The 17,038-nt window shown below is 53.1% G+C and carries 20 protein-coding genes and 1 riboswitch; of the genes, 7 read left to right on the forward strand and 13 right to left on the reverse strand.

Annotated elements, in window-relative coordinates:
• Window positions 1-328 precede the first annotated feature (328 nt).
• The 3 genes from murA to FKP33_RS04595 all read right to left on the reverse strand — a co-directional run bounded on the left by murA (window position 329) and on the right by FKP33_RS04595 (window position 3,776).
• The gene (murA, locus tag FKP33_RS04585; protein ID WP_127605635.1) at window positions 329-1,618 is read right to left on the reverse strand and encodes a UDP-N-acetylglucosamine 1-carboxyvinyltransferase; all 1,290 of its coding nucleotides are present in this window, start codon (window positions 1,616-1,618) and stop codon (window positions 329-331) included.
• Between the two features lie 72 nt (window positions 1,619-1,690).
• Window positions 1,691-2,452, reverse strand: coding sequence for an FHA domain-containing protein (locus FKP33_RS04590; RefSeq protein ID WP_306439331.1), 762 nt, complete (start codon window positions 2,450-2,452; stop codon window positions 1,691-1,693).
• A gap of 73 nt (window positions 2,453-2,525) precedes the next feature.
• Window positions 2,526-3,776, reverse strand: coding sequence for a DUF2087 domain-containing protein (locus FKP33_RS04595; protein WP_127605637.1), 1,251 nt, complete (start codon window positions 3,774-3,776; stop codon window positions 2,526-2,528).
• A 232-nt stretch (window positions 3,777-4,008) separates the two neighbouring features.
• Here FKP33_RS04595 and FKP33_RS04600 point away from each other — a divergent pair, with 232 nt between their 5' ends.
• Entirely contained in the window at window positions 4,009-5,565 is a 1,557-nt protein-coding gene (locus FKP33_RS04600) for an LTA synthase family protein (RefSeq protein ID WP_244932894.1), read from the forward strand.
• Window positions 5,566-5,744: 179 nt separating this feature from the next.
• Here the strand turns inward: FKP33_RS04600 and FKP33_RS27585 are convergent, their stop codons facing one another.
• The 4 genes from FKP33_RS27585 to FKP33_RS04615 form a co-directional block, all read right to left on the reverse strand.
• Complete coding sequence (locus FKP33_RS27585) at window positions 5,745-5,993, reverse strand: hypothetical protein (RefSeq protein WP_244932895.1); 249 nt, start codon at window positions 5,991-5,993, stop codon at window positions 5,745-5,747.
• A gap of 42 nt (window positions 5,994-6,035) precedes the next feature.
• A complete protein-coding gene (locus FKP33_RS04605) occupies window positions 6,036-6,770 on the reverse strand; it encodes an ABC transporter transmembrane domain-containing protein (RefSeq protein WP_244932896.1) in 735 nt (244 codons plus the stop codon).
• A 150-nt stretch (window positions 6,771-6,920) separates the two neighbouring features.
• Window positions 6,921-7,373: a GNAT family N-acetyltransferase gene (locus tag FKP33_RS04610; protein ID WP_306439332.1), complete on the reverse strand. Its 453-nt coding sequence runs from the start codon at window positions 7,371-7,373 to the stop codon at window positions 6,921-6,923.
• 104 nt (window positions 7,374-7,477) lie between these two features.
• Window positions 7,478-7,828, reverse strand: a complete 351-nt coding sequence (locus FKP33_RS04615) for a response regulator (protein WP_155614282.1) — start codon at window positions 7,826-7,828, stop codon at window positions 7,478-7,480.
• 429 nt (window positions 7,829-8,257) lie between these two features.
• Here FKP33_RS04615 and FKP33_RS04620 point away from each other — a divergent pair, with 429 nt between their 5' ends.
• Window positions 8,258-9,256 carry an acrylyl-CoA reductase family protein gene (locus FKP33_RS04620; protein WP_054799051.1) on the forward strand — a complete coding sequence of 333 codons (999 nt, stop codon included), beginning with the start codon at window positions 8,258-8,260 and terminating at the stop codon, window positions 9,254-9,256.
• Between the two features lie 102 nt (window positions 9,257-9,358).
• Here the strand turns inward: FKP33_RS04620 and FKP33_RS26975 are convergent, their stop codons facing one another.
• The 3 genes from FKP33_RS26975 to FKP33_RS04625 all read right to left on the reverse strand — a co-directional run bounded on the left by FKP33_RS26975 (window position 9,359) and on the right by FKP33_RS04625 (window position 10,762).
• Window positions 9,359-9,535 carry a hypothetical protein gene (locus tag FKP33_RS26975; RefSeq protein ID WP_155614244.1) on the reverse strand — a complete coding sequence of 59 codons (177 nt, stop codon included), beginning with the start codon at window positions 9,533-9,535 and terminating at the stop codon, window positions 9,359-9,361.
• 102 nt (window positions 9,536-9,637) lie between these two features.
• Window positions 9,638-9,721: riboswitch (cyclic di-GMP riboswitch) on the reverse strand.
• Between the two features lie 76 nt (window positions 9,722-9,797).
• Window positions 9,798-9,935: a hypothetical protein gene (locus FKP33_RS26980; RefSeq protein WP_155614243.1), complete on the reverse strand. Its 138-nt coding sequence runs from the start codon at window positions 9,933-9,935 to the stop codon at window positions 9,798-9,800.
• Window positions 9,936-10,120: 185 nt separating this feature from the next.
• Window positions 10,121-10,762: a sensor domain-containing protein gene (locus FKP33_RS04625; protein WP_127605641.1), complete on the reverse strand. Its 642-nt coding sequence runs from the start codon at window positions 10,760-10,762 to the stop codon at window positions 10,121-10,123.
• 251 nt (window positions 10,763-11,013) lie between these two features.
• Here FKP33_RS04625 and FKP33_RS04630 point away from each other — a divergent pair, with 251 nt between their 5' ends.
• The 3 genes from FKP33_RS04630 to FKP33_RS26985 all read left to right on the forward strand — a co-directional run bounded on the left by FKP33_RS04630 (window position 11,014) and on the right by FKP33_RS26985 (window position 12,720).
• Window positions 11,014-11,262 (forward strand): DUF1450 domain-containing protein, encoded by a 249-nt coding sequence (locus FKP33_RS04630; RefSeq protein WP_054795275.1) that lies wholly within the window; start codon window positions 11,014-11,016, stop codon window positions 11,260-11,262.
• A gap of 456 nt (window positions 11,263-11,718) precedes the next feature.
• On the forward strand, window positions 11,719-12,354 hold the full coding sequence (locus FKP33_RS04635) for an FMN-dependent NADH-azoreductase (protein WP_127605643.1): 636 nt from the start codon (window positions 11,719-11,721) through the stop codon (window positions 12,352-12,354).
• A 192-nt stretch (window positions 12,355-12,546) separates the two neighbouring features.
• Window positions 12,547-12,720: a hypothetical protein gene (locus FKP33_RS26985; protein ID WP_155614241.1), complete on the forward strand. Its 174-nt coding sequence runs from the start codon at window positions 12,547-12,549 to the stop codon at window positions 12,718-12,720.
• A 90-nt stretch (window positions 12,721-12,810) separates the two neighbouring features.
• Here FKP33_RS26985 and FKP33_RS04640 read toward each other — a convergent pair whose 3' ends face one another.
• Both FKP33_RS04640 and FKP33_RS27590 read right to left on the reverse strand, forming a co-directional pair.
• Entirely contained in the window at window positions 12,811-13,776 is a 966-nt protein-coding gene (locus tag FKP33_RS04640; protein WP_127605644.1) for a D-2-hydroxyacid dehydrogenase family protein, read from the reverse strand.
• 58 nt (window positions 13,777-13,834) lie between these two features.
• Window positions 13,835-14,089, reverse strand: coding sequence for a YkgJ family cysteine cluster protein (locus tag FKP33_RS27590; protein ID WP_127605646.1), 255 nt, complete (start codon window positions 14,087-14,089; stop codon window positions 13,835-13,837).
• Window positions 14,090-14,331: 242 nt separating this feature from the next.
• On the opposite strand from FKP33_RS27590, the gene FKP33_RS04650 reads away from it, so the two are divergent.
• A complete protein-coding gene (locus FKP33_RS04650; RefSeq protein WP_054795277.1) occupies window positions 14,332-14,859 on the forward strand; it encodes a type 1 glutamine amidotransferase domain-containing protein in 528 nt (175 codons plus the stop codon).
• Between the two features lie 201 nt (window positions 14,860-15,060).
• Complete coding sequence (locus FKP33_RS04655; protein ID WP_054795278.1) at window positions 15,061-16,092, forward strand: Leu/Phe/Val dehydrogenase; 1,032 nt, start codon at window positions 15,061-15,063, stop codon at window positions 16,090-16,092.
• 90 nt (window positions 16,093-16,182) lie between these two features.
• Here the strand turns inward: FKP33_RS04655 and FKP33_RS04660 are convergent, their stop codons facing one another.
• Window positions 16,183-16,971 (reverse strand): DeoR/GlpR family DNA-binding transcription regulator, encoded by a 789-nt coding sequence (locus FKP33_RS04660; RefSeq protein ID WP_127605648.1) that lies wholly within the window; start codon window positions 16,969-16,971, stop codon window positions 16,183-16,185.
• Window positions 16,972-17,038 lie beyond the last annotated feature (67 nt).

Consider the following 17,038-nt stretch of genomic DNA (forward strand, 5'->3'; position numbering starts at 1 on the left):
GTAAATAGTGTGTACTATTTAATTTTAATGACACACTATTAAACAAACATCTCGAATTTATCTGCTGTCGCTCCATGTTCACTTTTTCTTGGCGCAGACCCCTTGTTGAACGAACCCCATATCGCGAAAGTCCAGGAAGCTGCGGAACTACGGCGGCCCTATGCGCCTCACCCGTCACGTTCACACAAAAATAGCGGAGCTCCGATGCCTTTTTCGCCCAAACCGGGGATTTCCCCCGGCTTTAGAGCGAATGGCTCATCTCCGCTATCATACATTCAGCCGGTCTAATCGGCGATATAAGGAATCAGGATTCCGCTACGGCACACCGTCACCTCACAAAGACGGCATGTACGCGCTCATCCTCGGCCTCGCATAACGTTAAACGCGCGCCGAGCGCCGCAAAGCTGCCGATCACGTCGTCGTAACCGCGCTCCAGGTGCTCTACGCCGGTAATTCGCGTCACCCCATCGGCCGCCAGAGCGGCTAGCACCAGGCTCGTTCCGGCACGCACGTCCGTCGCATGAACCCAAGCGCCGAAGAGCGGCCGTCCGCCGCGGATAAAGGCGCTTTCCTGCCGAACCTCAATGTCGGCGCCCATCCGCCGCAGCTGCGGCACATGGTTGAAGCGGTTCGGATAGACGCGCTCGGTGATGATGCTTTTGCCCTTTGCCTGCGTCAACAGCGCCGTCATCGGCTGCTGCAGATCGGTAGCGAAGCCGGGATACATCGACGTCCGCACCCGCGTCGCTTTAATCGAACCGCGCCCGTAGGCGGTAATGCTCGTCTCGTCCACTTCCAGCTCCATCCCGCATTCCTCCAGCTTGGCCAGGCATGCGCCCAAGTGTTCGGGGATGACCTCGCCTACGGTTACACGCCCGCCGGTGATGCCCGCCGCCATCAGAAAGGCGCCGGCGATAAGCCGGTCCGGGATCACCATATGGCAGCCGCCGTTCAAATACGGCACGCCCTCAATCCGGATGCGGTCCGTGCCCGCTCCGTATATTTTGGCGCCAAGCGCATTCAAGAAAGCTGCCGTATCGACGACCTCGGGGTCGACCGCGGCATTATACAGGTTCGTTCGCCCTTGGGCTCGAACGGCCGCCAGCATGCCGTTGATCGTAGCGCCCGAGGTGACCGTGTCGAAATAAATGTCGGCACCCTTCAGCTGTCTCGATTCCACCACATAGTGGTCTTCGTGAAAAATAACGGTGGCGCCAAGCGCTTGAAATGCTTTAACATGCTGATCGATCGGTCGCGACGAGAAATCGTCTCCGCCCGGAAATCCTACCGTCACACGGCCGAACTTGGCGAGCAGCGCCCCCGCGAAATAATAGGAAGCGCGGTATGACGCCGCTTTGCCGGGATCGATGGTTGCACTATGAATAAACCGCGGATCAATCACAACCTCGCCCGTCGGCTTGCGAACGAGCGACATTCCGATATCCCGTGAAATTTGCGCGATCACCTTGACATCGTCAATCAGCGGAATCCCCTCCAGCGTAACGACGTCATCGGCCAAACAAGCCGCCGCAAGCAGCGCCAGCGAGCTATTCTTCGAGCCGGGAATTTGCACCGAGCCTTGCAGCGGCCCGGCAGGCTCCACTTGGATATAGCGCATGCTTATCCCTCCCTGGTTATAACGGTTACAGCGCGTCATGGCGACAAGGTAGTCAGTCACCATTGCAGCCGCCTATTTGGAATCCAGCTCGAGCACATATCCGCTGCCGCGAACAGCGCTGATCAGGAACGTGTCTTTCCCGTACTTTTTACGGATACGATAGACGAGCGCGTTCAGTTCGTCCATCGTGACATCCGGCACACCGTCAGGTCCGGTCGTGCGTTCGGACCATACGTTTCGTTTAATGTCATCGATGGCGACAAGCCGGTTCGCCTGCTCGTATAACAAATGAAGCAGCAAATATTCCTTCTCCGACATCGCGATTCGCTTCCCGTCCACGACGCATTCCCGCTTCTCCCAATAGATCATCGAAGGTCCGCTCGGCTCTTCCCATGCCTGGGTCATGCTGAGCGGTTCGAACTCCAGCGTCTGATCGGCGAACAAATAGGAAAAATGCAGCACGGTCATCCCTTTCGCCATCTTAATAATGTCGAACGATTGGAGCGGGTACGGCACATGCGGTTCCACCAATACCCCGTTAAGCTCGGTACCGTGGCGTGAATCCAGATCGTATAACACCGCCTTCTCCCCTTCCCGGCGGATAACGACGTGCTTTCTTGAAATAAATGCGTTGGAAAAAGCAAAGTCCGGGGCGAAGTTGTTCGTAGCGCGCCCGATCACCGTCTCTGCTGAAGTCAGATGAAGGCACGTGCCCGAACGAAACGGTTCTCCCCGGATCACATATAGACAAGCGTAAGTATCCAGAACGTTTCCCTCCACTATCACAGCAAAAATACGAGTATGACGTATAAAGATTGCAGTCTTTATCATCATATCGTATTTTCAAGAGTAAGGGAAATATCTGCTGGCTGACGTAACGCTTACTTTTCAGTTATGGCTGCTTCGTTTAGACGTCCCTCTCGTCCCTCGCGTCCGTCTCGTCCTTCTCGGCGTCTCCGGCCTGACCTCGTTTCTTTGGCTGCGAATTGTACCCGCGCTCCCCATAAGGCTGAAGCTCGTTTAGCCACTTGCTCTCCATGACGTGCAGCTCATGATTGACGTCCTGGAAACTGTCCTTGCGAAGCTTCAGGCGTTCCAGCACCTCGAACGTAAAATCCCCTTCATCCGCTTCGTTCCAATCCTTTTGAAGCTGTACATTCCGGCTCGCACCCATCTTTAGCTCAAAAGGCAAGCGCCGCTCCATCGCTTCCAGGTTTTTACTGGCGCCGACAAGCGCCTTGCCGTTCTTTCCGTTCACAAATCGAAACACGCCGATCTGCTGCTCTTTCTCCTGGTAGGCCCTCACCAGCTCCTTGCGCCGTTCCTTACTCATAGACAACCTCTCCTCCTCTTGCGCTGCTGCCGGCGCCCGCTCCGATGACGAAACGGCGGCGCCAACCCAATATCGGCGTCCGTCCTCCGTCCGCTCCAATAACCCATGATCGACCATATACCGGCGGATGACGGCATAATCGTGCCAAGCCTGCTCCAACACTTCGTTAATGTCGGCTTCCGAATAGATACGGCCAGGCTGAAAACGCCTGACGAGTTCTTCGGCGATCAACGCGCGGACCTTCTCCTTACGCGGCCATTCCCGAAGCGGACCGTCCGTTCCGTACGGAAAATAATCGTTGTCACGCTCCACCGTCTCCTGCAGCGGCTGTACACCTGCCGGCTTCTGCTTTTTCTTGTCTTTCACCGGGCTACCGGCCGAGGCCGCCGCCCTGCCTTTTTCCATCAACGACATCAGCACCAGAAAAAGCTTCGCCTGCTTCTCCTTCTCCCGCAGCGTGAACCGATGATTGCGAATCGTCGACGCGCTTCCGCCGCCCAATCGCTCGATCACCTCGGCATCGCTCATCCCTTGATGGAAAAATTGCAGCAGCTGCCTTTGCAGCGCGGACAAACCGGTCCACTTTTTGTCCAAATGCAGCAGTGCGTGAAAAACCGACCCGTGCTCCCGCACGATATGCTTCGTCATCCATTTCTCGGCGTCCCACCAAGCTTGTTCGTCCGGAGACGGATAAATAACCCCTTGCTCGGAAGAGCTGCCGCATATTAAACACGTGTAACGCCCTTCCTCCTCCTCATAGATGTAACCCCGTTCGATCTCTTCAAGCGAGGCCCGCTCCATCCCGTCGATAAACATGCCATCCATCGCAAACCCTCCTATATATAGACATATTATTAGTACGTTTATATATTGTCAAACATTAATTAAATATGTCTATTAATTATCCATTAGCCCTGTGAAACATACATAGAAGTCATCGTCCGGATCTTTGCTTCTCTTCAATGCGTCAAGCTTCTACCTCCCTGTCTCCAGAAATGATATAATGATCATGACATTGCGAAAGCGATTACCGTTACTTCATCTTAGGAGATCAACCATGCGCCTATCCCGAACCGTCCGTATTTTATCCGCATCTTTACTAACCATGATGCTTCTTCTCTTACCGACTTCCGAATGGATAAACCCGGATCGCGTGCCGGTACGGTCGATCCCCTCGCTTGACATGGAACCGGCGACCGACTGGGAGCCCGAACAGCTGAACAAACCACCGAACATTATCGTTGTGCTGAGCGAATCGTTCTGGGATGCCACACAGCTGCCCGGGCTTGTGTTCAGCCGCGATCCGGCGCCGTTTTTCCACAGCTTGCAAAAACGGTATACACACGGCACCATGCTCTCGCCGATGTTCGGCGGCGGCACCGCCAATGTCGAGCTTGAGGTGCTGACCGGGCATTCGTACCGTTTTTTCCCGAAAGATTCGATCGTGTATGAGCAATACATCAAACAACCGACGGCCTCGCTCGCCAGCCTCCTGGCCGGCCAAGGCTATGCGACAACGGCGATCAGCCCGTTTCACGGATGGTTTTTCAACAGCTCCGAGGTGTATAAATATTTGGGTTTCTCCCAATTTATCAGCCTCGAATATTTCAACCCGGACGAATACGTAGGTCCGTATATCGGCGATCACGCCGTAGCCAGACGGATCATCGAACAGAGCGAGCAGAGCCCGGGCTCGGACTTCATTTTCGCCAACACGATGGAGAATCATTACCATTACTGGCCCGGCAAGTTCAAACGGAATACGATCGACGTGAAAGGCAAGGTTTCCCCGGAAGCGATCGGGTTAACGGAGACGTACGCGCAAGGGATGGAAGGCGCAGATCGGATGCTTGAGGAGCTGATCGTTCATTACAGCCGGTTGAAGGAGCCGACGATCATCGTCTTTTTCGGGGACCATCTGCCGTCGCTTGAGAAGTATACGGTTTATGAGGAGACGGGCTACATTACCGGCGAGAACGACCCGGACTTCTTGACCAAGATGCACGAGGTTCCCGTGGTTATCTGGAACAACTACTTGCCGCGCGAAAAGAACGAAAAGCTTCATTTCAGCCCTTCGTTTCTCGGTCCTTACGTGCTCCGTCTCGCCCAACGGGAAGGCAGCCCGTACACGGACTATTTGTACGATTTATCGCAAAAAATGCCGCTTGTTCCGCCCGAAGAAGCGTATGCCGAGATGGGTGTCGACCCGGCGATGGTCGCCGACTACCGCAGCCGGCAGCAGGCGATCCTGGAACAGGAGCAGCAGCGCGCCGACGAAGCGAAAGCGAGGCTCTCCGGCTTCAAGCTCGGCTATGGAGCGCCTGAAATCCGGCGGGTCGAACCATCTGTCATCAGCGCCGCCGAGGATGCCTTAGGACGCACCACGCTAACCGTCGAAGGCGGACGCTTCGGACTCGGCTGCTCGATATTCGTTAACGGCAAGCAGCTGGAGACGGCCTGGCTAAGCGAGTCATCGCTCAGTACCGCCCTGCCGCGGGAGTTGACCGCCAAGCCCGGCGCGCTGACCGTGGAAGTGAAGGTGATCGACTCGAAAAAACAAATATTAGCCGTCTCCTCGCCGGCCACGGTTACGGTTCAAGCGATGAACAAGTGACGGCATCCGGGAATAGGCCTTAAGTTGAAAAGGACAGGGAAGCGTCGGCTTCCCTGTCTTTTTCGCGTTCAAATTCGGTTGCAGCTCCGGCGAAATGCGAATGAGCGTAGCCGTGATGCGCCTGCCGCCCAGCCGATCCACTTGCGCTAGCAGACATGACGGAATAAGGGCGCAGACTCCTAACTGCCTCCCCCCGCATGCCTCCAGACAGCGTCATTCTGTGCGGTTCGCATGTTGAAGGCTGTCGAGTCCTGCGCTTGCCCGGGAAATGACGTAACCTTATTCCCCGTCATCCCCCGCCGGTGCCCCCGCCTGCTCTTCGACGCCGTACCAAATGCGGCGGAGCTCCTCGCTGTTTGCAAATCCTCCATCTGGGTGCTGATTTGTTCGATCGGCTTCGCCAGCAGCTCCGTATAATAAAAGATCATGTAGACGGTGCCCAGGGTGATCGAGCCCTGCTTCCATAAATATTAGCTGATCGCGAAAGCAACCGCGTTGCCGATGGCGAACACGATAATTGTCGCAATCCACATCGACGCCCATCCGAAGAACGCGCGCACCCGAAGCGGCAGCCACTCCCGCATCATGCGGTAGAAGCGGTGCATCACGTAATTCGTCGCTCCGCTGGCCCGCGTATCCTCCGTCCCCTTCAGATGTTCGCCGAGAAAACCGTAGAAGCTCGCGCTCATTTGGCGCAAGCGGCTCCAATGCGGGACGGCGAGCCGGCGGATGTAACGGATCGCCAGCAGCGCAAACACGACGAACACAAGCATCCCCGCGCCAATAAGCCAGCCTTCCCGGAACAACAGGACGAGCATAGCGGCGACCAGAATAACGTTGCTGACGAGCATGACGGCAAACTGTAAGAAGAAGTTGGACAAGTTGTTGATATCTCCGTCTACCCGCTCGATAATCGCGCCGGACATTTGCGTTTTGTGAAATGTCATATCGAGCTTCAAGCAATGCTCCGCCACGTCTCCGCGCAGCTGATTGGTCACCGTCCAACCGGCGTTCGCCCCGATGTACGAAGCGCCCACCGCTATCAATTGCTGTACGAGGCTAACCCCGATAAACAAAGCCGCCGCCAGAACGAGCGGCCTCCCCGAATGCAGCGAGTGCGCGCTATCGATGAAATAGCGAATAATTTGCGGATTCACGAGCTGCAGCGCGATACCTGTCAGCAGCAGCACGCTCAACGCCAGCATTCGTCCCCTCTGAGGCCGCAAATATTGCCGGAATAACGATACATATTCTCCAATCGGAATATGTGGAAGCCGCATTTCATCCCTGATGAGCGGCCGTATTCGCGGAACGTCTTCGCCTGACGACATAAAAAAACGGCCGCTGCGGGCCGTTCACTCCGTTATCGTTTTTGTCATCCGTACATGCCAAATGCCTGCATCCAGAAATGGTTCTTCAGATACTGTCGCATATCCCAGCTTCTCATAAAACCTTGTCGCGTGCGTCTGCGCGTCCAACATGATCGACGCGATTTCCCGTTCGCGAATATCGTCTTCCATCATATCGATCATCATCTTGCCGATGCCCTTGCCCCGATAAGGCTGGCGGACCGCAATTCGCTGAAGCTTGGCCGTCCGTTCATCGTACATCCGGTAACGGGCCGCTGCAATCGGCAGTTCGCCGTCCCGGATCAGGAAATGGCGGCAAGCCGACGTCGAAGCGTCAAACTCGTCCAGCTCCAAATCGAGCGGCACCTGCTGCTCATCGACAAATACCTCTTTACGAACGGACAAGCATTGCCGCAGCTCTTCCTCCGTCGTTACGACAAGCCCCTGTAACCTCAACATGAACCTTCTCCTCTATCTCTTAGCCGTAAGGGGTAGCCTTCCACGCTTCGTATCACAGTCCATTGTACCAAACAAGCCGCTGCTTCCTCAAGGATTCGCGTGCGTTATCCGGCGAACGCCTTCTTCAGTGCTTCGCGGACGCGATCCTTACTGAACGGCTTGACGATAAAGTCGCTCGCTCCCATACTGACGGCGCGAATGAGTAGCGCTTGCTGGCCCATCGCCGACACCATGATAACCTTCGCATCCGGATTCAAATCCTTGATTTTCTCCAGTGCTGTAATGCCGTCCATCTCCGGCATGGTTATGTCCATCGTGACGACGTCGGGCATCTCTTCCGGGTATAATGACAGCGCTTCCACTCCATTGCTTGCTTCAACGACTTGTTCATAGCCAAGCTCATGAATGACGTTTTTCAATAACATGCGCATAAAGAGCGAATCGTCGACGATCATAATTTTCTTCACGCCGGAACAGCCTCCTCTTCGATTGGGTAGTATGGAAAAGCGTCACGCCTAGTTGTCCCGAAGATGTGCGGTTATACAATATTTTCACGGCAGCACGGCATATTAAAAAGACCCCCAGCATGCATCAAAGGAGCCTCAAATCACGTATTCCTCTGTCCTTCGGCAGTTGGCTGACTTGGTAAAGACGGTAGTGGCTGTAGCTTTGCGGCCTTGAATTTCGCAAAGTTCACCTGATGCGGGCGATACCTTTTGTACATTGAATTATACCATCCTGCCGGAAAAATACAAGTATGGAAATATGAAATCGACGTCCTCATGTTCTCCGGATCTTGCCGGAAAGCGTCTATTTTTACATTTAAATTATCGGTAAATAATGCTAACATAGAAAGTAACATGAACATAGGGAGATGCGATCCAATGGATAAGTTCCAAGCATTCGTGCTAGAGAAACAGGGCGATCAAGCCGCCGGCTCCATCCAAACGCTCGGGCATGATCGCCTGCCGGACGGAGAAGTCACCATACGGGTACGATATTCCAGCATCAATTATAAAGACGCGATGGCGGCGCAACCCGTCAGTCCGATCGTCAAGTCGTACCCGTTCGTACCGGGTATCGATTTAGCCGGAGAGGTCGTTCATTCGGACGACCCTTCTTTTGCCGTGGGCGATGAAGTGCTTGTCACCGGCTACGAGCTCGGCGTCTCCCACCCGGGCGGTTTCAGCCAACTGGCGCGCGTTCCTGCCGGTTGGGTCGTTCCGCTTCCCGATGGGCTGACGGCCCGGGAAGCGATGTCGCTCGGCACCGCCGGCTTTACGGCGGCCCTGTCGGTGCTCCAGATGGAGCGCAACGGCCTCCGGCCGGAGCAAGGCCCGGTACTCGTCACCGGTGCGACCGGCGGCGTCGGGAGCGTAGCGGTTTCGCTTCTGTCCAAGCTCGGTTACCGTGTGACGGCCAGTACGGGCAAGCTTGCCGAAAGCGAGTATTTGCTGGGCCTGGGCGCTGCGGAAGTCATCGAGAGAGACGCATTAATCCCGCCGGACGGCAAACCGCTGCGTAAGGAACGCTGGGCGGGGGCGGTCGATCCGGTCGGCGGCGCGTCGCTGCCGTTTATTTTAAGCACGCTTCGTTACGGCGGTTCTGCTGCGGTCAGCGGTCTGACCGGAGGGGCGGATTTCGCAACGACTGTATATCCGTTCATTCTGCGCGGTGTGAAGCTGCTCGGCATCGATTCGGTATACTGCGATACGCTGACGAGACGGGAAGTGTGGTCCAGGCTCGCAGCCGACTGGAAACCTGTATCGTACCTGGAGACCGGTGCGCGGGAGATCGGCCTGGGCAATCTGGCCGATACGCTTGCGGCGATTCGCAGCGGTCGGCTTCGCGGCCGGGCTATCGTCAATCTCGACCTTTCATAATAACGCCAAAGAGTCCTTTGGAGCCATTGCTCCACAGGACTCTTTTTCTGCTGGGAAAGCTTTTTTGACAACGCGCTTCCATATCTTCAGAAATCGGGCGGGTTACGCTTCCACCGCGTGCATCGGCTGCACCGACTCCATATAGCGCATCAATGCTTCAAACGCGTGACGCAGATCATGCAGCTCTTCCTTGGACGCCTTCTCCAGCTCTTCCATCAAACGGCTGGCCGTCGTTTCTCCAAGCCATTCCTCCAAGCCCATTGTTTTCACCGGATTCATCCTTCTACCTCCGTAATGAGATCATTCCGAACGCTTCACAGAGGGATAAAAAAACTCCCCCTGTTCGCCAAAAGGGAGGTGTTACGACATATTCCTCATACTTTCGGCAGCTGGCTGACATCGTTTATCACTTTAGTCCCTATAGCTTTGCGTCTCTGACTTTCATCAGATTTGCCCTTGTCGTGTTGAAATCACCCAACAGGCCTAGTATAACATGAACCCAGCCATAAATCGACATGATTTGCTTTGCCCCATGGTACTCTCATGCGGATGCGTCCTGCTCGCTTCCGGCTTTGCGACACCGGCCGTCCCGAGAAGGCGGAACGATGGCAAGCATGAGCGCAAACGCCAGCAAGCTGGTTAACAACCGCCCTCTCTTTCGTCGAAGCACATCAGACATGGAATAAATCTCCTCTCTACCTCTATGCGCCTATGCGCCGCTGCGGGATCTATTCCACATCTTACCTGTTTTCGGGGGTGAATAATGTTTAAGAATTCACACTTTTACGAAATAGCACTTTTGACGCTAGGCCCGGAGTCATGTCATGCTGCCCTTGCGTCTTCAACTCGGTTACCGGACAGTACCTAGCGCCGGAACACGGATACAAACCGTACGGAAGCGCTGAACATCCGATTGACCACGTAGAACCCGACGAGAAACCAGATCAGCCCGAGCCCGGCGACGGCATACGATCGCTGCGCCGGCGACGCCATCGGAAGCAGCACATCCATCACGATGTCGTTGTTAAACAGTTCGTAGCCGTAACCCTGCAGCGCCGCCCAGTAAACGAGCGGTGCGAACAAGAGAACAAAACCGGATACCGGGAATGCCACGGCCAACGTAAATTGAATGATGCTCAGAGGCAGCTTCAGCAGCCAATACAGCAGCGGCAAATACGATTCCACCGAGAGCAGCACTTGGCGCATGCCGGGCTTGGCAGCCGTATCCGCAGCTTCAACTGCAGCTTCGCCCCGGAGACCCGAGCCTCCCTGCAACGCCTGCGCGTCCAAAGACAGAAGCGCCCGGCTTCCGATAAGCGCCACGTAAAGAATTGGAATGCCGATCCCAAGCGGCGTCAGCGCGACGCCGACAAGACCGAAGGTAACGGCAAACACGAACCCGAGAATGCCGAGCGGTAATGTCGTGACCACGAAATATTGCATTTTCAACAAAAAAGACGGTTTCCATCCCATAGACGGGGCGGGAGCAGAGCCAGCATGTAACATGTGCGATCCTTCCTTCTTCCATATCAGTTACGTTTATTATAGGAGAATCGGGAGTCGCTTCCTACCAACCTATGTTCAGGTTATGCCTGGACTTTGGTCGGGATTTCAGGGATTGCCGGCACCAAGCTTTCCTCCGATGATGAAGCTTTTCTTTCATGCTAAGGTGTTGACATACGGCTTGGATTGCCTATATAATGATCGAGAATGATTATCATTACCGCAAGTAAACGGATATCCGGGGAGGCGACCCGATGAAGATCAAGTATTGCTGCAAGAACATTAAGAACGGCTCCAAATCGGTTTACAAAACAATGAAAGACGAGTTTCCCGAATTCGAGCACAAGAAGAAAGACTGCCTCGGCTGCTGCAAGCTGTGCTCCAAGCAGTGCGTAGCCAAGGTCGGCAAGTCAGGCATTATTTGCGCCGAATCCCCCGACCAGCTCTATTTGCAATTGAAGCAGCTTCTTCATGGTTCCGTCGAAGAACCGTTGTCCGTGTAATACATAATTGGCAATGCTGAATACAACCTGACCGATGGTCAGGTCTTTTTATGGAGGCGAGCTTGACTGCCTAAACTTTTCCAATATTTGTAACACAATTGAAATCTGGTTAACATCTGTTCTTAATGAAAGCAGCCTATACTATTCCTTGACCCCCTTTTTCAATATATCTTGAAGACCCGCAGCCCGCTGCTGCGGGTCACTTTTTTGTCTATGTCATCCCGCCGGATACTCTACACGCCGGAGTCCTGATTCACTCCGTGAGCGACGAGCGCCGCCCTAATATAAGAACAATTTGTTCCGCGAACAATACTCAGGGTGTAGTGAGCAAATCTATACTTATTTGTTAATTTTATCGGTTAGCGAATAATTATTAATTTGCAACTTACATAAAATTAGTTATAATAAAAACGTACACATCTCACATCACAATTATGGAAAGGACGTTTTCAGATTATGGCAACTGTACTGTACATCACTGCACATCCTCATGACCATCAAGCTTCATTCAGCATGGCTGTGGGAAAAGAATTTATCGAGGCCTACCGTGAAGCAAATCCGACAGATGAAATTATTCACCTGGATTTATACAAAACGGACATTCCACATATCGACGCTGACGTATTTAGCGGATGGGGAAAACTTCAATCGGGCTCTTCGTTCGACCAACTGTCCGATGCGGAGAAAGCCAAAGTCGCAAGACTAAATGAAATTGTCGGTCAATACGTGGCCGCTGATAAATATGTTTATGTTTCTCCAATGTGGAATTTTTCGTTCCCTCCTATTTTGAAAGCCTACATTGATGCAATTTGTGTTTCAGGCAAAACGTTTAAATATACCGAGAACGGGCCGGTCGGCTTGCTTACGGACAAAAAAGCGATCCATATTCAAGCTAGCGGCGGTGTCTACTCCGAAGGACCGGCTGCAAGTTTCGAAAGCGGCCACAGCTACCTGAGCAAAATTATGCAATTTCATGGTGTTCCATCCTTTGAAGGAATCTTTGTTGAAGGCATGGCCGCTATGCCGGATCAAGCCCAATCGATTAAAGAGAAGGCTATCGCGCAAGCAAAAGAAGCTGCAAAACGTTTCTAATCCACAACATGCATGTGAAAAAGATACAGAGGCCCGCTGCTTAGCGGGCCTCTCTTTTTATCTATTTCAATGGATAATATTGCCTTATCAGCATTATTATAGTAATGTGAAATTAAACAATGCCAATGAATTACAGTCGCGGCTTCCGTAAATAATAGGTTTGATAGGAATACAAGCCAAGGAGATGAGCGCATGTCGAAATCGGAGAATGATTTTCCCAATTATTACGACGGTTCCTCGAATGTTGAGTTTTCTCAAGAAATTACGGAAGGGCCCGATGTACATCTTAAAGAAGCTCCGGCCCAGGACGAAGAATGGCGCCGGTACATCAGCGCGAACCCTTACGGGATGCACGGCCATCTTTAATGCGTAACCGGCTTCCGTTATCGGCAGCTTCATCAAATTCAAGAGAACAAGAACCCCACTACTTGCTGCTGTGGGGTTCTCTTTATGAAATCATGATGAGGTCAGCTGCCGGATTGGCGATCCGGACAAATAAGCTTGGATGTCTTCCACCGCGTCCCGATAATACGTATGGTAATTCGCTTGTGACACGTATCCGAGATGCGGTGTGGTCAGAACATGGGGCAAGGACCGGAATACGTCGTCCTTCGGCAAAGGCTCGATGTCGAATACGTCCAAGCCTGCACCGGCGATCCAGCCGTTAAGAAGAGCTTCCGCGAGGGCGGTTTGATCCACGATCGGAGCTCGGGAAGTATTGATCAGATAGGCGGATGGGCGCATCCGCCTGAGCTCTGAGGGTCCAAGCAAGCCTCTCGTCCGTTCGCTGAGCACAAGATGGATGGAGACAAAATCACTGCTTTCCAGCAGTTCTTCCTTGGAGGCTGCCAGCCGCACGCCGACCTCATCGGTCCGCTCTTGGGTTAAATGCTGGCTCCAGGCCATCACATCCATGCCGAAGGCCAACCCGATGCGCGCCACCCGACTGCCGATCTTACCGAGTCCCAGCAGGCCGAGTCGTTTGCCGTAGAGGTCAGTCCCGATCGAGCTTTGCCAAGGGCCATTCGATCGGAGCGCGTTATGTTCGGGCACAATCTGTCGGGCCAGCCCCAATATTAAAGCCCAGGTAAGCTCAACGGCGGGCTCCGTTTTGCCCGCTGTGCCGCAAACGACCACACCGTGCGAAGCAGCGGCTGCAAGATCGATTGCCGCATTGCGCATGCCTGTCGTAACGAGCAGCTTCAACCGCGGCAGACGTGCGAGTAACGAAGCCCGAAAAGGCGTGCGTTCGCGCATGATCACAACGATATCATAATCGGCGAGCGCTGCCGCCGTTTCATCCTCCCCCTCAAAATGCCGATGAAAGGATTGAACCTCAATTCGATCTAGGAGCGAGGACCAGTCGGCCATCGTCCGTGCTACCTGCTGGTAGTCATCAAGTATCGCACAGCGAAGTTTCATTCGCGGGCAACCTCCTTCTGATTGGGTGTACATGCTCTAACCTGTATCTTCGATTTCATCAAGGCCTTGTCGCTTGTTCCAAATCCGATAAAAGGGCAAAAGCTTCCTCATTCGACCGCCCGCACATTTCTACCGACGCCTTCAAGCTGCTGCAAACGGCCGGACGCTCCGGCTTCCCAAAGAGGTTGCAAGTATTCTCATCGGAAAGCTGCGAACAGCGGACTCCCGCCGGCTTCCCGTGCGGCATTCCGGGAATGGGAGAAGAAATGGAAACGACAATGCAGCAAGCTGCGCAGCCTACCCGGCAGTCCAATACGGAGTCCCCCCGTTCTTCATGTAATGTAGGAAGCTTGGATCGATCATTTCTTCCATCCCTTGTATAATTCCACATCGACAACATTTATCCTTTTCTTACCCGGATTTTGCGCGAACGGGTGCTGGCCCGCTGTGCGGCGAATGCGCCTTTGGCTATCTTTTTTGTATATGGAAATCCAAAAAAGGGTATTGTACAGTATGGGCACCAAATCACCATTTTCAAAAAGGAGTGTTAACGAGATGAAGAAAGTCGCTTTCCTGTTAGCCAACGATTTTGAAGATTCCGAAATGCAGAAACCGTACGATGCGATCAAAGCGGACGGGCATGAAACCGTCATTATCGGGTTGAAAAAGGGCGAACAGCTGACAGGCAAGAACAAGACGATCACGTATACGGCTGATGCGTCCATCGATGAAGTGAAGGCTGACCAGTTCGACGCGGTCGTCATTCCTGGCGGGTCGTCGCCGGAAAACCTGCGTCTCAACAAGCAGATCCAGCAATTCGTCAAAGACATGGACAGTCAGGGCAAACCGATATCGGCCATTTGCCATGGGCCGCAAATTCTGATCAGCGCCGGTCTTGCTAAAGGCAAAACATTGACGTGCTACCCTCCATTGAAGGATGATCTGATTAATGCAGGCGCCAACTACGTCGATCAAGAGGTCGCCGTTGACGGCAACTACGTCACGTCGCGAACACCTGCCGACGAACCGGCGTTCATCCGCGAAACGCTGAACAAATTGCGTACGCCCGTCAGTCAGCCTTAACGCTAACCGTGAAAAAGTAGAGGTCACCCCATTCACGCCCCAAAAATCCGGAAGAATTCTTTCGGATTTTTTTTTTGCGTTTTTTTCGCTTCCCATCGCGCTCATGTTCGGAACTGCTCATGTACCCCCTTTAACCCTAAATGAATACTTTAATAGCAAGAGGCAGAATCATCCGGTCTGTTCTATAGAGGAGGACTCAGCATGGAGGTATGGAAGGAACATTTCGAGCAACTGATTTTCCTGCAGGATCAGCCAAGCGGTTTGAAAGCCATTATCGCCATTCATAATACGAAGCTCGGGGCTGCGCTTGGCGGATGCCGGATGTGGCATTATGCCTCCGAAGAAGATGCCGTCCGGGATGCGCTCCGTTTAGCAAAAGGCATGACCTATAAATCAGCGATTTCCGGTCTTCCATACGGCGGAGGTAAAGCGGTTATCCTTGGCCCTCCCGATCAACGGAAGCACGAGCTGTTATTTCGCGCCCTCGGCCGTTATATTGAAAGCTTGCAGGGACGCTATATAACGGGCATGGACTTGGGAACAAGCGTTGCGGATATGGACTGGATCCGATTAGAAACAACCTATGTGACGGATACTACCGGTTCGCTTGGGGCTACCGGCGATTTAACAGCTGCTATGACGGCCTATGGCGTTTACCTGGGTATCCGGGCTTCGCTCAAACGCGTATTCGGTACGGAGACGTTCATCCATAGAACGGTTGCTGTTCAGGGGTTAGGGAAGGTAGGCTATCAGCTTTGCCGGTATTTGAAACGTTCAGGCGCCAAACTAGTCGTATCGGATGTGAATCCTAGCCGAAGGAATCAGGCTGTCAAAGATTTCGGCGCACATGCGCTGCGCCCGGATGAAATCGTTGAAGCCGCCTGCGATGTCTTCTCGCCTTGCGCTCTAGGCGGGATCATTAACGATCTCACCCTGCCCCGGCTTCGATGCCGGATTGTAGCCGGAGCCGCCAATAACCAATTGGCCGAGAAGCGGCACGGTCATCAGCTTCATAAGCTCGGCATCCTTTATGCGCCCGACTATATCATCAATGCCGGGGGCATTATTGTCACCTCTTGCGAATTGAACGGCAGCGACGCCGCATTCGCAAATAAACAGGTAGAGAACATCTACCGTACGCTTACGAACGTGTTCGACTACGCGGGTCGGAAGCGAATCCCGACATCGGAAGCTGCAGACGAGCGGACCGAACAACTTCTGGCAGCTCCCTGACGGACCCCTCTGTTGAATTATGGAATGGCCGAAAGCCTATAAACGTGAAATAGTCGGGGAGGAGTTTATTCCTGCCCGACTGTTGTTTGGTTAAGCGGTAATCACGTGTACGCCTCTCGCGCGAAGCTTATCGATTTCTTCGGGCGGCACTTTACGGTCCGTAATGACCGTATGAACCTGATCGACGTTAACAATCCGGTAAAAAGCTACCTTATTGAACTTGCTGTGGTCCGCGAGCACCACAACATGTTTCGCGTTCTCAATAATTTTCCGGACGACTCTTGCTTCCTCCATACTTGGAGTGGTCAAGCCTTGCTCGAGGCTAAACCCGTTAATTCCAATGAACGCATACTCGCAATACACGCCGTCCAGCGCTTTCTCGGCCGCCTCTCCAATTAAGGCGAACGTATTCGGACGAATGTTGCCTCCGGTTAAGAACAAATGATTTTCATTCGATCCCATTAAATCTATAGCCACATTGATAGCATTGGTCACGATGGTAAGTCCGGTGCGATCCTTGATTTTTTTCGTCATATGACTGACGGTTGTCCCTGTCGACAGGGCAATCGTCATCCCGTTTTCGATTAACTTTGCGGCCTCTGAGGCGATAGCCTGCTTCTCATCCGTAAATTGATCCTCCTTCTCTATAAAAGAAGGCTCGATAAACAGATTCTCGTTTAATATCGCCCCGCCATGACTGCGCAGCAGCAATTTATCGCGTTCCAGCTTCTCCAAATCTTTACGAATGGTAACTTCCGAAACGTCCAATTCGGAGCTTAGGAAGGATACGTCCACGCTCTTATGAATTTTCAAATAATCCATAATGAATTGATGTCTCTCAATGCTTCTCATTCTTCGATTCGCATGATCCTCTTCCATATAAGTTCCCTCTCAGTGTTTCGTTTTGTTCTGAATTGTTTCGTTTCGTTATTATAGTAGTAGTATA

The sequence above is a fragment of the Paenibacillus sp. tmac-D7 genome, assembly GCF_006519665.1.
Taxonomy (GTDB): Bacteria; Bacillota; Bacilli; order Paenibacillales; family NBRC-103111; genus Paenibacillus_G; species Paenibacillus_G validus.

Coding starts and splice junctions, on each gene's coding strand:
- murA (WP_127605635.1), bottom strand. CDS start 1,618: ATGCGCTATATCCAAGTGGAGCCTGCCGGGCCGCTGCAAGGCTCGGTG.
- FKP33_RS04590 (WP_306439331.1), bottom strand. CDS start 2,452: ATGATGATAAAGACTGCAATCTTTATACGTCATACTCGTATTTTTGCT.
- FKP33_RS04595 (WP_127605637.1), bottom strand. CDS start 3,776: ATGGATGGCATGTTTATCGACGGGATGGAGCGGGCCTCGCTTGAAGAG.
- FKP33_RS04600 (WP_244932894.1), top strand. CDS start 4,009: ATGCGCCTATCCCGAACCGTCCGTATTTTATCCGCATCTTTACTAACC.
- FKP33_RS27585 (WP_244932895.1), bottom strand. CDS start 5,993: ATGATCTTTTATTATACGGAGCTGCTGGCGAAGCCGATCGAACAAATC.
- FKP33_RS04605 (WP_244932896.1), bottom strand. CDS start 6,770: ATGCTGGCGTTGAGCGTGCTGCTGCTGACAGGTATCGCGCTGCAGCTC.
- FKP33_RS04610 (WP_306439332.1), bottom strand. CDS start 7,373: ATGTTGAGGTTACAGGGGCTTGTCGTAACGACGGAGGAAGAGCTGCGG.
- FKP33_RS04615 (WP_155614282.1), bottom strand. CDS start 7,828: ATGATCGTCGACGATTCGCTCTTTATGCGCATGTTATTGAAAAACGTC.
- FKP33_RS04620 (WP_054799051.1), top strand. CDS start 8,258: ATGGATAAGTTCCAAGCATTCGTGCTAGAGAAACAGGGCGATCAAGCC.
- FKP33_RS26975 (WP_155614244.1), bottom strand. CDS start 9,535: ATGAATCCGGTGAAAACAATGGGCTTGGAGGAATGGCTTGGAGAAACG.
- FKP33_RS26980 (WP_155614243.1), bottom strand. CDS start 9,935: ATGTCTGATGTGCTTCGACGAAAGAGAGGGCGGTTGTTAACCAGCTTG.
- FKP33_RS04625 (WP_127605641.1), bottom strand. CDS start 10,762: ATGTTACATGCTGGCTCTGCTCCCGCCCCGTCTATGGGATGGAAACCG.
- FKP33_RS04630 (WP_054795275.1), top strand. CDS start 11,014: ATGAAGATCAAGTATTGCTGCAAGAACATTAAGAACGGCTCCAAATCG.
- FKP33_RS04635 (WP_127605643.1), top strand. CDS start 11,719: ATGGCAACTGTACTGTACATCACTGCACATCCTCATGACCATCAAGCT.
- FKP33_RS26985 (WP_155614241.1), top strand. CDS start 12,547: ATGTCGAAATCGGAGAATGATTTTCCCAATTATTACGACGGTTCCTCG.
- FKP33_RS04640 (WP_127605644.1), bottom strand. CDS start 13,776: ATGAAACTTCGCTGTGCGATACTTGATGACTACCAGCAGGTAGCACGG.
- FKP33_RS04650 (WP_054795277.1), top strand. CDS start 14,332: ATGAAGAAAGTCGCTTTCCTGTTAGCCAACGATTTTGAAGATTCCGAA.
- FKP33_RS04655 (WP_054795278.1), top strand. CDS start 15,061: ATGGAGGTATGGAAGGAACATTTCGAGCAACTGATTTTCCTGCAGGAT.
- FKP33_RS04660 (WP_127605648.1), bottom strand. CDS start 16,971: ATGGAAGAGGATCATGCGAATCGAAGAATGAGAAGCATTGAGAGACAT.